Origin of the sequence: Streptomyces sp. URMC 124 (assembly GCF_051386455.1) — a bacterium.
Classification (GTDB): domain Bacteria; phylum Actinomycetota; class Actinomycetes; order Streptomycetales; family Streptomycetaceae; genus Streptomyces.
In genome coordinates this window covers 1-15,537 of the sequence record NZ_JBPQTS010000049.1, presented here as the reverse complement: position 1 = coordinate 15,537, position 15,537 = coordinate 1, and the positions used below count along the sequence as shown (strand labels likewise).

15 protein-coding genes are annotated in these 15,537 nt (G+C 72.2%); 3 read left to right on the top strand and 12 right to left on the bottom strand.

Going from position 1 to position 15,537, the window contains the following annotated elements; genetic code table 11:
* Positions 1-64: 64 nt before the first annotated feature.
* The 7 genes from ruvB to ACSNOG_RS13240 form a co-directional block, all read right to left on the bottom strand.
* The gene (ruvB, locus tag ACSNOG_RS13270) at positions 65-1,156 is read right to left on the bottom strand and encodes a Holliday junction branch migration DNA helicase RuvB (protein WP_436752827.1); all 1,092 of its coding nucleotides are present in this window, start codon (positions 1,154-1,156) and stop codon (positions 65-67) included.
* Between the two features lie 61 nt (positions 1,157-1,217).
* Positions 1,218-1,835 (bottom strand): Holliday junction branch migration protein RuvA, encoded by a 618-nt coding sequence (ruvA, locus tag ACSNOG_RS13265; RefSeq protein ID WP_436752826.1) that lies wholly within the window; start codon positions 1,833-1,835, stop codon positions 1,218-1,220.
* Positions 1,832-2,383, bottom strand: coding sequence for a crossover junction endodeoxyribonuclease RuvC (gene ruvC / locus ACSNOG_RS13260; RefSeq protein ID WP_436752825.1), 552 nt, complete (start codon positions 2,381-2,383; stop codon positions 1,832-1,834). The genes ruvA and ruvC overlap by 4 nt, the downstream gene beginning before the upstream one ends.
* 198 nt (positions 2,384-2,581) lie before the next feature.
* Positions 2,582-3,334, bottom strand: a complete 753-nt coding sequence (locus ACSNOG_RS13255; protein WP_436752824.1) for a YebC/PmpR family DNA-binding transcriptional regulator — start codon at positions 3,332-3,334, stop codon at positions 2,582-2,584.
* A gap of 64 nt (positions 3,335-3,398) precedes the next feature.
* On the bottom strand, positions 3,399-3,989 hold the full coding sequence (pdxT, locus tag ACSNOG_RS13250) for a pyridoxal 5'-phosphate synthase glutaminase subunit PdxT (RefSeq protein WP_436752823.1): 591 nt from the start codon (positions 3,987-3,989) through the stop codon (positions 3,399-3,401).
* A gap of 80 nt (positions 3,990-4,069) precedes the next feature.
* Entirely contained in the window at positions 4,070-4,984 is a 915-nt protein-coding gene (gene pdxS / locus ACSNOG_RS13245; protein ID WP_106675732.1) for a pyridoxal 5'-phosphate synthase lyase subunit PdxS, read from the bottom strand.
* A 106-nt stretch (positions 4,985-5,090) separates the two neighbouring features.
* Positions 5,091-5,633, bottom strand: coding sequence for a hypothetical protein (locus ACSNOG_RS13240; RefSeq protein WP_436752822.1), 543 nt, complete (start codon positions 5,631-5,633; stop codon positions 5,091-5,093).
* 297 nt (positions 5,634-5,930) lie between these two features.
* Between ACSNOG_RS13240 and ACSNOG_RS13235 the strand changes: the two genes are divergently transcribed.
* Entirely contained in the window at positions 5,931-6,614 is a 684-nt protein-coding gene (locus ACSNOG_RS13235) for a VC0807 family protein (RefSeq protein ID WP_436752821.1), read from the top strand.
* A 12-nt stretch (positions 6,615-6,626) separates the two neighbouring features.
* On the opposite strand, the gene ACSNOG_RS13230 is transcribed toward ACSNOG_RS13235, so the two are convergent.
* From ACSNOG_RS13230 to pgsA, 3 genes are read right to left on the bottom strand one after another with little or no spacing between them, the layout of a single operon-like run.
* Positions 6,627-7,787, bottom strand: coding sequence for a glycosyltransferase family 4 protein (locus tag ACSNOG_RS13230; protein WP_436752820.1), 1,161 nt, complete (start codon positions 7,785-7,787; stop codon positions 6,627-6,629).
* Positions 7,784-8,797, bottom strand: coding sequence for a phosphatidylinositol mannoside acyltransferase (locus ACSNOG_RS13225; protein WP_436752819.1), 1,014 nt, complete (start codon positions 8,795-8,797; stop codon positions 7,784-7,786). Before ACSNOG_RS13225 ends, ACSNOG_RS13230 begins: the two co-directional genes overlap by 4 nt.
* The gene (gene pgsA, locus ACSNOG_RS13220) at positions 8,794-9,477 is read right to left on the bottom strand and encodes a phosphatidylinositol phosphate synthase (RefSeq protein WP_436752818.1); all 684 of its coding nucleotides are present in this window, start codon (positions 9,475-9,477) and stop codon (positions 8,794-8,796) included. Before pgsA ends, ACSNOG_RS13225 begins: the two co-directional genes overlap by 4 nt.
* A 245-nt stretch (positions 9,478-9,722) precedes the next feature.
* On the opposite strand from pgsA, the gene ACSNOG_RS13215 reads away from it, so the two are divergent.
* On the top strand, positions 9,723-11,930 hold the full coding sequence (locus ACSNOG_RS13215; protein ID WP_436752817.1) for an elongation factor G-like protein EF-G2: 2,208 nt from the start codon (positions 9,723-9,725) through the stop codon (positions 11,928-11,930).
* A gap of 105 nt (positions 11,931-12,035) precedes the next feature.
* Entirely contained in the window at positions 12,036-13,757 is a 1,722-nt protein-coding gene (locus ACSNOG_RS13210) for a hypothetical protein (protein ID WP_436752816.1), read from the top strand.
* A 63-nt stretch (positions 13,758-13,820) separates the two neighbouring features.
* On the opposite strand, the gene ACSNOG_RS13205 is transcribed toward ACSNOG_RS13210, so the two are convergent.
* Entirely contained in the window at positions 13,821-15,065 is a 1,245-nt protein-coding gene (locus ACSNOG_RS13205; protein ID WP_436752815.1) for a hypothetical protein, read from the bottom strand.
* Positions 15,065-15,537, bottom strand: a 473-nt coding sequence (locus ACSNOG_RS13200; RefSeq protein WP_436752814.1) for a polysaccharide deacetylase family protein, incomplete at its 5' end; no start/stop codon positions are given. The genes ACSNOG_RS13200 and ACSNOG_RS13205, both read right to left, overlap by 1 nt.

Below are 15,537 nucleotides of genomic sequence, written 5' to 3'. Positions count from 1 at the left end.
CCGCGCCTATGGAACAACGCCCAGCATGGCACCGTGGTTCCTGACCGGACCAGCCCCCGCGCCGTCACCCGCCGAAGAGGCCCTGCTGGGGCGGGGTGCCCGCCGGACCCGCCGAACCGGCCTCGCGTACGAGGCCGAGGTGCTCCCACGCGGCCGGGGTCGCGATGCGGCCCCTGGGCGTACGGGCCAGCAGCCCCTCGCGGACGAGGAACGGCTCGGCGACCTCCTCGACCGTCTCGCGCTCCTCGCCGACGGCCACCGCCAGGGTGGACAGGCCCACCGGGCCGCCGCCGAAGAGCTTGAGCAGGGCGGTCAGCACGGCGCGGTCCAGCCGGTCGAGGCCGCGGGCGTCGACCTCGTAGACGTCGAGGGCCTGGGCGGCGATCTCGCGGGTGATCACCCCGTCGGCCTTGACCTGGGCGTAGTCGCGGACGCGGCGCAGCAGGCGGTTGGCGATGCGGGGCGTGCCCCGGGAACGGCCGGCGATCTCGGCGGCGCCCTCGTCCTCTATCTCCACGTCCAGCAGCCGGGCCGAACGGTGCACGACGCGCTGCAGCTCGGCGGGGGCGTAGAACTCCATGTGGCCGGTGAAGCCGAAGCGGTCGCGCAGCGGGGGCGGGAGCAGGCCGGCCCGGGTGGTGGCGCCGACGAGGGTGAAGGGCGGCAGCTCCAGGGGGATGGCGGTGGCGCCGGGGCCCTTGCCGACGATCACGTCGACGCGGAAGTCCTCCATGGCCATGTAGAGCATCTCCTCGGCCGGCCGCGACATGCGGTGGATCTCGTCGAGGAAGAGGACCTCTCCCTCGGTGAGGGAGGAGAGGATCGCCGCGAGGTCGCCGGCGTGCTGGATGGCGGGGCCGGAGGTGATGCGGATGGGGGCGCCCATCTCGGCCGCGATGATCATCGAGAGGGTGGTCTTGCCGAGGCCGGGGGCGCCGGAGAGCAGCACGTGGTCGGCGGTGGCGCCGCGGGCCCGGGCGGCCTTGAGGACGAGGTCGAGCTGCTCGCGCACGCGCTCCTGCCCGACGAACTCGCCGAGGTCCTTGGGGCGCAGCGCGGCTTCGACGGCCCGGTCCTCGCCGTCGGCGGCGGTGGCGACGAGGCGGTCGCCGGCGGGGGGTGTCTCCGCGTATGCGGATTCGTCGTCCCAGTTCACGGGGTGGACCTCACGGTTGGGTGATGGTTTACGGGCAGGCGTTCCGCGGGGCGGAGCGGGCTCACCGCGCCCGGTTCAGCGTCTGCAGCGCGGCCCGGAGCAGCTGGCCGACCTGCGGCGTGCCGCCCTCGGCGAGCACCGCTTCGGCCTTGGGCTCCACCGAGGCCACGGCCTCGTCGGCCTCGCGCGTGGCATACCCCAGCCCGACGAGCGCGGCATGCAGCTGATCGCGCCACCCCGGGGCCGCGGGCGCCGCGGCCGGCGCGGCCGAGCCGACCGGCTTGCCGAGCCGGTCCTTCAGCTCCAGCAGCAGCTTCTGCGCACCCTTCTTGCCGATGCCGGGCACGGCGGTCAGGGCCTTCTCGTCACCGGAGGCGAAGGCGCGCCGCAGGGCGTCGGGGCTGTGCACGGCCAGCATGGCCTGGGCGAGCCGGGGCCCCACCCCGCTCGCGGTCTGCAGGAGTTCGAAGGTCTGGCGCTCGTCGTCGTCGGCGAAGCCGTAGAGCGTCAGGGAGTCCTCGCGGACGACGAGGGAGGTGGCGAGGCGCGCCTGCTGGCCGATGCGCAGGCTCGCGAGGGTGCCGGGCGTGCACTGGACGGCCATGCCGATGCCGCCGACCTCGACGACCGCGGTGTCGGGGGCGAGGGCGGCGACGGGGCCGGAGACGAAGGCGATCATCGGGTGCCCTTCGGGAGGCGGAGGGGTGCGGTGGTGCCGCGCTGGGCGGCGGCGAGCTGCTGCAGGCGGCCGGCCGCCGGGGCGCGCCAGATGTGGCAGATGGCCAGGGCCAGGGCGTCTGCGGCGTCGGCCGGCTTCGGCGGTGCGTCGAGCCTCAGGAGGCGGGTGACCATGGCACCGACCTGGGCCTTGTCCGCCCGGCCGGAGCCGGTGACGGCGGCCTTGACCTCGCTGGGGGTGTGCAGGGCGACGGGCAGGCCGCGGCGGGCGGCGCACAGCATGGCGACGGCGCTGGCCTGGGCGGTGCCCATGACCGTGCGGACGTTGTGCTGGCTGAAGACGCGCTCCACTGCGACGAATCCGGGCCGGTGCTCGTCGAGCCACTGCTCGATGCCGCGCTCTATGAGGACCAGGCGGTCGGCGGTGTCGGCCTCGGCGGGGGTGCGCACGACGCCCACGCCGACCATGCGCAGCGGGCGGCCCGCCGTGCCCTCCACCACGCCGACGCCGCAGCGCGTCAGCCCCGGGTCCACACCCAGCACCCGCATGCGCCCCACCCCTCCTTGCGGCTGAACCGCCGCCGCTCTCGCGGACTGGCTGCTCACCCTTGGGGTTCCTCAAGTGGTGGTGCCGGCCCGTGGCAGCGATCTTCAACGTCTGCCTCAGGCTATCCGCTGCCACTGACAACGCGACGGGCCGACGGGACCGTGTCCCGCCGGCCCGTCGGCCGACCGCAGTCGGAAGCCTTACGCGTCGACCTTCGCCATGACCTCGTCCGAGACGTCGAAGTTGGCGAAGACGTTCTGGACGTCGTCGCTGTCCTCGAGCGCGTCGATCAGCTTGAAGATCTTGCGGGCGCCCTCTTCGTCGAGCTCCACCTGCATGGTGGGGACGAAGTTGGCCTCGGCCGAGTCGTAGTCGATGCCTTCGCTCTGGAGGGCGGTGCGGACCGCGACGAGGTCGGTGGCCTCGCTGAGGACCTCGAAGGACTCGCCGAGGTCGTTGACTTCCTCCGCACCGGCGTCCAGCACGGCGCCGAGCACGTCGTCCTCGGTGAGCTCGCCCTTGGGGACGATCACGACGCCCTTGCGGTTGAACAGGTAGGACACCGAGCCCGGGTCGGCCATGGAGCCGCCGTTGCGGGTCATGGCGACGCGCACGTCGGAGGCGGCGCGGTTGCGGTTGTCGGTGAGGCACTCGATGAGGACCGCGACGCCGTTCGGGCCGTAGCCCTCGTACATGATCGTCTCGTAGTCGGCGCCGCCGGCCTCAAGGCCACCGCCGCGCTTGACCGCGGAGTCGATGTTCTTGTTCGGGACGGACTGCTTCTTCGCCTTCTGGATGGCGTCGTAGAGGGTCGGGTTGCCCTCGATGTCGACGCCGCCCATGCGGGCCGCGACCTCGATGTTCTTGATGAGCTTCGCGAAGAGCTTGCCGCGCTTGGCGTCGATCACGGCCTTCTTGTGCTTCGTCGTAGCCCATTTAGAGTGGCCGGACATCCGCCTGTCTCCTTCGCGTAACCAAATTCTGAGAACGAACGACTGAGATCCTACCGGGGCCCGGCTACCGGGCTGCGCGCACCATGTCCACGAAGTAGGCGTGGACCCGGTGGTCGCCGGTGAGCTCCGGGTGGAAGGACGTCGCCAGCACGTTGCCCTGGCGCACCGCGACGGTGTGGCCGTCGTGGGTGGCGACGATCTCGGCCGCGGCGCCGACGGACTCGACCCAGGGGGCGCGGATGAAGACGCCCTCGACGGGGCCGCCTTCGATGCCCGCCATCTCGACGGCCGCCTCGAAGGACTCGTTCTGCCGGCCGAAGGCGTTGCGGCGGACGATCATGTCGATGCCGCCGAGCGTCTCCTGGTCCTCCCGCCCGTCCAGCAGCTTGTCGGCCAGCATGATCATGCCGGCGCAGGTGCCGTAGACGGGCATCCCGGCGCGGACGCGCTCGCGCAGCGGCTCCAGCAGGCCGAAGACGACGGCGAGCTTGGACATGGTGGTGGACTCGCCGCCGGGTATCACCAGGCCGTCGACCTCGGCGAGCTCCTCGGGGCGGCGGACCGGGCGGGCGAGCGCGTCGGCGGCGGCGAGGGCGATGAGGTGCTCGCGGACGTCGCCCTGGAGGGCGAGGACGCCGATGGTGGGGGTGGACACGGGGGTTCTCCGTCTCGGGTCTGGACGACAGGAGGCGGGCCGCTGTGTTGCGCGGGCCGCCCTACCGGTGAAGCGGTGTGTTACCAGCCGCGGTTGGCGTAGCGCTCGGCCTCGGGCAGGGTGTCGCAGTTGATGCCGACCATGGCCTCGCCGAGGTTGCGGGAGGCGTCCGCGATGACCTTCGGGTCGTCGTAGAAGGTGGTGGCCTTCACGATGGCGGCGGCGCGCTTGGCCGGGTCGCCCGACTTGAAGATGCCGGAGCCGACGAAGACGCCCTCGGCGCCGAGCTGGCGCATCAGCGCGGCGTCGGCCGGGGTGGCCACGCCACCGGCGGAGAAGAGGACGACCGGCAGCTTGCCGAGCTCGGCGACCTCCTTGACGAGCTCGTACGGGGCGCGCAGCTCCTTGGCGGCGGCGAACAGCTCGTTGTTGTCGAAGCCGCGCAGCTTGGCGATCTCGTTCTTGATCTGGCGCAGGTGGCGCACGGCCTCCACGACGTTGCCGGTGCCGGCCTCGCCCTTGGAGCGGATCATGGCCGCGCCCTCGGCGATGCGGCGCAGGGCCTCGCCCAGGTTGGTGGCACCGCAGACGAAGGGGGTGGTGAAGGCCCACTTGTCGGAGTGGTTGATCTCGTCGGCCGGGGTGAGGACCTCGGACTCGTCGATGTAGTCGACGCCGAGGGACTGCAGGACCTGGGCCTCGACGAAGTGGCCGATGCGGGACTTGGCCATGACCGGGATGGAGACGGCCCCGATGATCTCCTCGATCATGTTGGGGTCGGACATCCGGGCCACGCCGCCGTCCTTGCGGATGTCGGCCGGCACCCGCTCGAGGGCCATGACCGCGACCGCGCCCGCGTCCTCGGCGATCTTCGCCTGCTCGGCGTTGACGACGTCCATGATCACGCCGCCCTTGAGCTGCTCGGCCATGCCGCGCTTGACGCGGGCGGTACCGGTCTCGGGGGTGGTGGACGTGCTGGGGACCGTGCTGGACACGTTGTGACCTCACTATCAAGGGCGGTGATGCTGCGCCCCTCATACAACCGATCCGGCTTTCCCCGGAAAAAGAGCCAATCCGAGGCCGGTGGCTTGTCCGGGTGGGTCAGTGGCTCGCCCGGGCCTCCAGGACGGCGGGCGGTTCGTCGTCCATTTCGAAGGCCATCGGGAAGGGCGCGTGGCCCGCGAGCCGGAACCAGCGCACCACGCGGTGCTTGCGTACGGCGCGGGCGGCGCGGACCGCGTCGTTGTGGAAGCGGCGGGCCATCGGCACCCGCCGGACCGCTTCGGACAGCTCGGTCAGGGACTCCTCGCCGCCGGGGGCCTCCCGGACGACCTCGACCTGCGGCACCTCCGCGAAGACCGCCCGCAGGGCCTGGCTCAGCTCGCTCTCGGCGACCTCGCGCTGCTCCTCCTCGGCCTGCCGTGCCGCGTGCGCGGCCTGGTAGAGCACGATCGAGGCGGCCGGGTCGAGGACTCCGGCCGTGCCCAGCTCCTGGGCGACCGACGCGCGGCGCAGGAGCTGGGCGTCCAGCGCGGCGCGGGCGGCGTCGATGCGGCTGTGCAGGCGATCCAGCCGGCCCGCGGTCCAGCTCAGGTAGACGCCGATGACGACCAGGGCGACGACGATCCAGATCAGTGTGGTCACGCCGGGCCACGTTACCGCTCGTGGCGGGGGCCGCCGTCCTGCCCGGGCGTGCGCGGCTGCGCACGCTCCACCTGCGGGTGGAGACGGGTGGAGACAGGCGGGGAAGGGCCTGCAGATCTCCACCCCCGCTCCGATCCTTCTCCACCCGGCCGGCGCCTAGCGTCGTTGCAGGACACCGAAGTCGCAGCACGCCGAGGACCGGCCGGACCAGCCGGCACACCGGCAGACCGACCGACCGCAGACCGGCAGACCGACCGGCAGACCAGCGGACCGGCGAAGGACCGGGGAGGAAGCCCCATGACACCGCAGCTGACATCACAGATGACACCCCGGACCCGGCGAGCGCTGCTCGTCCCGATGGCCGTCACGATCGCGCTGCCGCTCGCGCTGTATTACGTGCTGCGGGCGCAGGGGGTCGCACAATGGCAGGCCCTGTTGATCAGCGGAGCGATACCGGCTGCGCACGCGATCGTGACGGCCGTCCGCCGGCGGCACCTCGCCCTCTTCGACCTGCTCGTCGTCGCCCTGCTGGCCGTCTCGGCGGCCACCTCGCTGATCAGCGGGGATCCGCGGGTGCTGCTGCTGAAGGACGCCGCGATACCGGCCGTGCTGGGCCTGTGGATCGCGGGCACCCTGCTGCTCGCCCGTCCCTTCGCCTTCCATTTCGGCGCGCATCTGCGCCGCGGCGGCGGCGAGGCGGAGGCCGAGCACGCCTGGCGGGACATACCCGCCTACCGGCAGGCGCTGCGGAGCCTCACCCTGCTGTGGGGCGGGGCGCAGTTGCTCGACGCGGCACTGAGCACGGTGGCGGCGCTGACCCTGCCGGTCGACGCGGTCCCGGTGATCGGCCGGATCCAGTCCTTCGCCCTGCTGGGCCTGGTGATCGCGATCACCGTACGGCGCAGCCGCCGCTTCCGCGCCCGCCACGGGATATCCCTGTTCGGGACGGCGGGTGCTGCGGTCCCGGCGCCCGCGGGGTGATCCGCCGGAAGGCTAGTCGCGCGCCAGGCCGAAGCGGGCGCGCAGGCCCGTGCGTTCGTCGGCGGCGACCGAGGCCGCGCCGGCGGTGACCGTCTCGTAGACGGCCAGGATGTCGGCGCCCACGCGGGACCAGTCGAAGCGGCGCACGTGGGCGCTGCCGCGCTCGCTCAGGCCGGTCCTCAGCTCCTGGTCGCCCAGCAGCCGCACGGCCGCGGCGGCGAGCGCACCGGCGTCCTCGTTGGCGAACAGCTCCCCGGCCGAGCCCTGGTCGAGGACCTGGGCGAAGGCGTCCAGGTCGCTGGCGAGGACGGGAGCGCCCGCCGACATCGCCTCGACCAGGATGATGCCGAAGGACTCCCCGCCCGTATTGGGGGCGACGTAGACGTCGACGCTGCGCAGCAGCCGCGCCTTGTCCTCGTCGCTGACCATGCCGAGGAACTCGACGCGCTCGCGCATCTCCCGGGGCAGGCCCGCCACGGCCTCCTCCTCGTCGCCCCGGCCGGCGACCAGCAGCCGGGCGCCGGGGCACTCGGCGAAGATCTTCGGCAGGGCGCGCATCAGCACCGGCAGGCCCTTGCGCGGCTCGTCGATGCGGCCGATGAAGCCGATCGTCCCGCCCTGCCACTCCTGCTTCGGCTCGGCGCGGGCGAAGAAGTCCACGTCGACCCCGTTGGGGATGACCACGGCGTCGCCGCCGAGGTGCTCGACCAGCGTCCTGCGGGCGTACTCGCTCACCGCGATGCGGGCGCTGATCTTCTCCAGGGCGGGCTGGAGGATCGGATAGGCCGCGATCATCGCGCGGGAGCGCGGATTGGAGGTGTGGAAGGTCGCCACGATCGGGCCCTGCGCGGCCCAGCAGGTCAGCAGACCCAGGGACGGGGAGGTGGGCTCGTGGATGTGGATGACGTCGAAGTCGCCGTCGTGCAGCCAGCGCCGCACCCGTGCGGCCGACAGGAAGCCGAAGTTCAGCCGGGCCACGGAGCCGTTGTACGGGACCGGGACGGCCCGTCCCGCCGAGACCACGAAGGGCGGCAGAGGCGTCTCGTCGTCCGCCGGTGCCAGCACCGACACCTCGTGGCCCAGCCGGATGAGGTGCTCGGCCAGGTCGCGGATGTGGAACTGCACGCCGCCGGGCACGTCCCACGAATACGGACAGACGATCCCGATCCTCACGCCTCGGCCCTCCGGTCGCTCTCGGCCCTGCCCGCGCCCTCGTCCGGCGTGCCCTGCGGGTCCCGCGGCTCCCGGGCCGGCCCGCCGGCCGCCGCGTCCGCCGCCCCGGAGGGCCGGTCCGGGCGCGGGTCGAGGTCGGCGAGCCACAGGCGCTGGAGCATGTGCCAGTCCTGCGGGTGCTCGGCGATGCCGGAGGCGAACGCGTCGGCCAGGCGCTGCGTCATCACCGAGGCCTTCTCCGCGCGCGTGCCCTCCCCTGGCACCTCGATCGGGGCGTGCACGCGCCCCTGCATCACCGGCGAGCGGTCGTACCAGAGCGTCACCGGGATCAGCAGCGCCCCGGTCTGCACGGCCAGCATCGCGGGCCCGGCCGGCATCTTCGCGGCCTCGCCGAAGAACGTCACCTCTATCCCCGAGGAGGACAGGTCACGGTCGGCCACCAGGCACACCAGGCCCCCGGCGCGCAGCCGGCGCGCCAGCGTGCCGAAGGCGCTGCCGCCCGCGTGGGGCAGTACCTCCATGCCCAGCCCCTCGCGGTAGGCCACGAAGCGGTCGTAGAGCGTCTCCGGCTTCAGCCGCTCGGCCACGGTGGTGAAGGGCACCCCCAGGCGCGTGGTCACCCACGCCCCGGCGAGGTCGTAGTTGCCCATGTGGGGCAGCGCGATCACCACGCCGCGCCCGCTCGCCAGGCCCTCCTCCAGGTGGTGCAGGTCCTGCGGGGCGAAGGCCGTGCGGATGCGCTCCTCGCTCCACGCCGGCAGCCGGAAGGACTCCATCCAGTAGCGCATGTACGAGCGCATGCCCGCCCGGGACAGCCGCGCCAGACGCTCCGGGGACGCCTCCGGCAGCACGCGCGCCAGATTGGCCTCCAGCCGCAGCACCCCCTTGCCGCGCCGCCGCCACGCCGCGTCGGCGATCTGCTGCCCCAGCCGGACGGCCACCGGCTCCGGCAGCTTCTTGACCGCGGCCCAGCCGAGCCCGTACAGCGCGTCGGTCAGCTGCTCCTTCACCCGTTGCCACCGCCCTGCGCCGCGGACGCCCCGGCCGCCGCCTCCGCCTCCGCCTCCGCCTCGGCGGACTCACGGCGCACCGTCACCACCCGCTGGATCAGGGTGACCATGCTGCCCACGGCCACGATCCACAGCGCCACCGGCAGCAGGTACTGGATGCCCGGCACGCCGAACTTGTGCAGGCCCGCGAAACCGCACGCCACCAGCGAGATGACCAGCCGCTCGGCACGTTCCACCAGGCCGTTCACGTTCACCGGCAGGCCGATGCTCTCACCGCGCGCCTTGGTGTACGAGACGACCTGGCCGCTGGCGAGACAGAAGATCGACACCGCGCACAGCACGTTGTCGTCACCGCCGCCCGCGTACCACAGGGCGAGCCCGCCGAAGATCGCCGAATCGGCGACCCGGTCGAGCGTGGAGTCCAGGAAGGCCCCCCAGCGGCTGGAGCGGCCCAGCTGGCGGGCCATGTTGCCGTCCACCAGGTCCGAGAAGACGAACAGGGTGATGACGACCGTGCCCCAGAAGAACTCCCCCTGGGGGTAGAAGACCAGTGCGCCCGCCACCACGCCACCGGTACCGATGAGGGTCACCGCGTCGGGGCTGACGCCGAGGCGGATGAGCAGGGCGGCGAACGGCGTGAGAACACGCGTGAAGAACGCACGCGCGTACTTGTTCAGCATGGCCTTCCCGAAGGGGTGTCGTATCGGGCCGCGTGGTCAGGAGGCCACCGGCTGGCCCATCGTAGCCAGGCGCCCCCGGGCAGCCGCGCACGCACCGCTCGCAGCAGGCGCACCGCCGCCCCCACCGCTTGCGGGCCCGCCCCTCGCGGGGCGTACGGATGCGCCTCCGTGTGCGACGTATGGACGCAGCGTTACCGCAGTGGAAAGCTCGATGTACCGCAGGTGTCGACCGGGAGGCGGGACACATGGGCGAAAAGACGGGCACGTACCCAGGGGCCGCGGGCAGAGCAGTATCGGCCGACCGGCCGAGCCACGTACGCAATGTGGTGCTGGTCGGCCACAGCGGCTCAGGAAAGACCACGCTGGTGGAGGCCCTCGCGCTGACCACGGGCGCGGTCAACCGGGCCGGCCGCGTCGAGGACGGCGGCACGCTGTCGGACTACGACGAGATCGAGCACCGCCAGCAGCGCTCGGTCCAGCTGTCGCTGGCCCCCGTCGAATGGGCCGGCATCAAGATCAACCTACTGGACACCCCCGGCTACGCCGACTTCGTCGGGGAACTCAGGGCCGGTCTGCGCGCGGCGGACGCGGCCCTCTTCGTCGTCTCGGCCGCCGAGGGCGCCGAGAACATCAACGGCGCCACCCGCATGGTCTGGGAGGAGTGCGCGGCCGTCGGCATGCCCCGCGCCATCGTCATCACCCATCTGGAGTCGGCCCGCTCCGACTTCGAGGAAATGACGCAGACCTGCCGCGCGGCCTTCGGCGGGGACTCCCCTGACGGCGTGCTCCCGCTCTACCTGCCGCTGCACGGACCCGAGGGCCCCGACGGGCACCGCCCCGTCGCCGGCCTCATCGGCCTGCTCTCCCAGCGCGTCTTCGACTACTCCTCCGGCGAGCGGACCGAGGCCGCACCCGGCCCCGAGCACCTGCCCCTCATCGAGGAGGCCCGCAACCGGCTCATCGAGGGCATCATCGCCGAGAGCGAGGACGAGACCCTCATGGACCGCTACCTCGGCGGCGAGGAGATCGACGTCAAGACCCTCGTCGAGGACCTGGAGCGCGCCGTCGCACGCGGCACCTTCCACCCCGTCCTCGCCGCGGCCCCCGCCACCGAGGGCGCCAAGGCGGGCCTGGGCACCGTCGAGCTCCTGGAGCTCATCACCGGCGGCTTCCCCACCCCCCTCGAACGCGAGGTCCCGGTCGTCACCACCCCCGACGGCCGCCCCCACGCGCCCGTGACCTGCGACCCCGCGGGCCCGCTCGCCGCCGAAGTGATCAAGACCTCCTCCGACCCCTACGTCGGCAGGATCTCCCTCGTCCGCGTCTTCTCCGGCACCCTGCGCCCCGACGAGACCGTCCACGTCTCCGGCCACGGCCTGGAGGACCGCGGCCACGAGAGCCACGACGTCGACGAACGCATCGGCGCCCTCTCCTCGCCCTTCGGCAAACAGCAGCGCCCCCTCCCCCAGGCCATCGCCGGGGACATCGCCTGCGTCGCCAAGCTCAGCCGCGCCGAGACCGGCGACACGCTCTCCGCCAAGGGCGACCCCCTGCTCATGGAGCCCTGGCAGATGCCCGACCCGCTCCTGCCCGTCGCGATCCAGGCACACAGCAAGCCCGACGAGGACAAGCTCTCCCAGGGCCTGGCCCGCCTCGTCGCCGAAGACCCCACCATGCGCCTGGAGCAGAACCCGCACACCCACCAGGTGGTCCTCTGGTGCCTGGGCGAAGCCCACCGCGACGTCGCCCTGGAACGCCTGCGCTCCCGCTACGGCGTGCAGGTCGACGTCGTCCCCCACAAGGTGTCGCTCCGCGAGACCTTCGGCACCAAGGCGGCCGGCCGCGGCCGGCACGTCAAACAGTCCGGAGGCCACGGCCAGTACGCCATCTGCGAGATCGAGGTCGAACCGCTGCCCGGCGGCTCCGGCATCGAATTCGTCGACAAGGTCGTCGGCGGCGCCGTCCCCCGCCAGTTCATCCCCTCCGTGGAGAAGGGCGTCCGCGCCCAGGCCGCCCGCGGCGTCGCCGCCGGCTATCCCCTGGTCGACATCCGGGTCACCCTCCTCGACGGCAAGGCGCACTCGGTGGACTCCTCCGACGCCGCCTTCCAGACCGCCGGCGCCCTCGCCCTGCGAGAAGCCGCGGCCGAGGCGAAGATCCACCTCCTGGAGCCCGTCGCCGAGATCGAGGTCCTGGTCTCCGACGACTACGTCGGCCCCGTGATGAGCGACCTGTCCGGGCGGCGCGGCCGCGTCATCGGAACCGAGCAGTCCGGCGCGGGCCGCACCCTGGTGCGCGCCGAGGTGCCCGAGATCGAGATCGGCCGCTACGCCGTCGACCTGCGCTCCCTGTCACACGGCACCGGCCGCTTCACCCGCTCCTACGCCCGCCACGAACCGATGCCCCCTCAGGTCGCCGAGCGGCTACGGGAATCGGCCGGATCCGGAGGGTAACGGGCGCAATCCGCCCGCCTCGCACCATCCGGGGCGGGCGGCCTTCACGATCTCTGCGACAGCCGGCACCCCGCGCCGATACGCTTGAGCCGCGGACCAACACGTATGACGCGGGCGGTCGTCGGCATCCGTCGAAGGCCGCAGCACCGGACATGCGCGGCATTGGGGGCAGCAGTGGCAGCAGGGGACCCGTTCGACTTCAGCCCCGGGGCGCAGATCCCGCTCTCGGGCTCCTCGGGACAGACCGCGGCGACACAGGCGCTCGCCTCCGCCGCCTACCGCGACGGACCGGTCGACCAGCTCCTCAAGGCCAATTCCGACTGGGCCAAGTCCGAAGTCAAGCCGCCGCGCATATCGCTCTTCGAACCCAACCTCGGCGAGGCCTTCGCCCGCGCCGTCCAGCTGCGCGTGCTCGGCGGCGGCCGCAAACCCCTCATCCAGTCCTTCGGCCTCGACCCGCAGCCCGTCGTCGAGCACTGCCTCGCCGCCAACCGCATCCGCAAGCAGCGCGACGCCAAACTCACCCTCATCATGGGCGTCTGCGGCCTGCTCTTCCTCCCCGGCGTCCTGCTGTGGCTCGGCGTCTTCCAGCTCCGCCGCACCATCGCCGGCGCCCAGAACAAGCGCGCCGGCGCCCTCGGCACCGCCCTCCTCGTCGCCCTCGGCATCCTCGCCGCCATCCTCCTGGTGAAGCTGCCCTTCCAGGGCTTCTGGGCCTTCTACCTGCGCGCCATGCTCATCGCCCCGCTCATCGGCGGCTTCTGGGCCAAGACCGTCTGCGAGCGCACCGCCAAGGACCTCCGCGACCGCTGGACCGGCCTGCTCTCCGGCGGAGGCGTCGGCGCCAAGATCCCCGAAGCCGTCCCCAAGAACCCCGGCGAGACCGCCGCCGAACGGCTCCGCCAGTCCCTGGAGCGCCTCGCCGCCGAACAGCAGAGCAACGTCGCCTTCTACGCCGGCACCAAGGGCATACTCGGCATGGGCACCCGCTGGGGCAGCTGGCACCTCGCCGAAGAGCTCGTCCCGCTCGAACCCGGCAAGGAGATCAACCCCTTCCGCAGCTGGGACGTCGTCCGCGCCATCCACGACCAGCTCCACCTCCTGGAGCGCAGCCCCCTGCACACCGGCGGCTTCCCCACCCCCTCCGTCGAGCACTGGGTCGTCTCCGACGTCGGCGAGGGCGCCGGCGCCGTCTCCCGCCCCGAAGGCACCGACGGCTTCCAGATAAGGGGCGCCGAGCTCCAGAAGATCTGCAACGAGCAGCAGTTCGGCGCCGGCAGCCGGCACTACCTCGGCGTCCAGTTCGTCCTCTGGGACGGCCAGCTCGTCATCACCCTCCTCATCACCGTCACCGTCCTGCACAAGACGCTGCGCATCGAGGTCACCGGCCACGCCCTCGGCCCGGTCAACGGCATCTTCATGGGCAAGCCCTCCGCCCGCACCAAGACCACCCCCAAGACCATCAAGTTCTGGGAGACCAGGACGAGGACGCTCTCCATCCTCCCGCCCCGCGAGATCGTCCGCCTCGCCGCCCGCGCACCCCTCACCTGGTACCCGCCCCTCCTGGAGTACTGGGGCGGCAAGCTCGTCCTGCCCGAGCCCTTCGGCCTCCGCCACGCCTGGGCCGACAAGCCCTGGCGCCACCGCTTCATGGCCGACGACGCCCTGCGCGCCACCACCCCCGTGCTGCGCGTCGTCCACGAGGCCGCCCTGCGCGTCCTCAAGGAACACGGCGTCAACACCGACCGCTTCAACAGCCGCGCCATGTCCCTCAGCGGCGCCGTCCAGGACGCCAAGCCGGGCGCGGCGGACGTCTACAACGCCTGACCGGGCGCCGGGGCAGGCAACAGCCCCGGCGCCCGGTCTCACACCTGCGTCACCCGCCGCACCTCAGCGGAAGATCCCGGTGTGGCCCAGCGAATACCGGCCCGGCTGCGGATACACCGCGAGACCGTGCGGCCCCGCCCCCACCGGGATCTTGGCGATCTGATGCCCGTCCCGGGTGTCGATGGCGTACACCTCCGAGTCGTAACGCCCCGACAGCCACAGCACATTGCCGTCCGCCGACACCCCGCCCATGTCCGGACTCCCGCCCTCCGGCAGCTCCCACTTCTTCACCAGCTTGCGGCTCGGCAGATCCAGCACCGAGATCGAACCCTCGCCCCGGTTGGAGATGTACATCGACTTCGAGTCCCGGCTCACGTACAACCCGTGCGCGCCCTTGCCCGTCGGCATCAGCCACGGCTCGGTGAACTTGTCACCGTCCAGCACCCACACCCCGTCCGCCATCATGTCCGCGACGTACCAGGTCCTGCCGTCCGAAGAGATCTTCACGTCCTGCGGCATCGCCCCCTCGAACGGCAGCTTCTGCTGGCCGATCACCTTCATCTTCGCCGTGTCGACCTTCAGCAGCTCCCCCGAGAACTCGCACGAGACGATGAAGTACCTCCCGTCCGGCGAGAAGTCCGCGTGGTTCACCCCCTTGCACGAGACCGGCTCCGTCTTCTTCCGCTTCATCGTCTGGGCGTCCCGGAACACCAGCTCCCGGTCCATCGACGCCATCACCACCGCGTACTTGCCGTCCGGCGTGAAATAGAGGTTGTACGGATCGTGGACGTCTACCGTCCGCCCCTTCTTCCCCGTCGCCGGATCGATCGCCGTCAGCGTGTGACCACGGTCGTTGTTCACCCACAGCGTCTTCATGTCCCACGACGGCACCACGTGCTGCGGCTGGTTCCCCACCGGGATCGTCTCGATCACCTTGTACGTCTTCGGATCGATCACGCTCACCGTGTTCGACTCCGTGTTGGGCACGTACACCCGCGACGGGAAGTCCTTCACCACCGGCGACAGCTGATTGGGCCGGTCCGCCGCGTACAGGTCGTGCGGATCCAGCAGCGGCGGCATCCCCGGCAGGCCCGCCGCCGGCGCGGCACCCCGCCGCTCCTGCTGCTCCTGCTGCTGCCCGCTGTCCTTGTGCGGCGCACGGTCGGCGGCCTCCGTACCGGAATCCCCACCGCAGCCGGAGGCCAGCAGGGCACAGGCGGCGGCGAACAGCACGGCACGGTGCACACGGTGCGTCCCGCGCAGACGCGGCCGCCTCAGAGAGCTCGAGAACGAGGAGAACTGGTTCATCAGGTCAGCAGCTCCGTTGTCGTCACCGCGCGCAGACCGCGGCGGTGCAGGCCGTCGAGGATCGCGGGCAGCGCGGCCACCGTGCCCGCGTGCCCGAAGTGCAGGCTCACCACCGACCCGGGCCGCACCGCGCCCAGCACGGTGCGCCGGACCGCCTCCGGCCCGGGATCGGTGAAGTCCAAGGAGTCCACGTCGTAGGAGAGAACGTGCGGATAGCCGGCCTGCCGGGCCAGCCGGACCACCTGCTCGGTGGCGCGCCGCGCCCGCGAGGGCCGGAACCAGCGGCCGATCCCGCCCGTCAGCCGCCGCAGCCGCTCCGCGCACTGCGTGATCTCCGCGGAGGCCGCGGCCGCGGGCATCGCACAGATGTCGAGGTGGCGCATCGTGTGGTTGCCCAGCTCGTGACCGCCGTCGAGGATCCGCCGCGCGAGCTGCGGCTGGGCGTCCAGCCAGGTCCCCACGGCGAGCACGG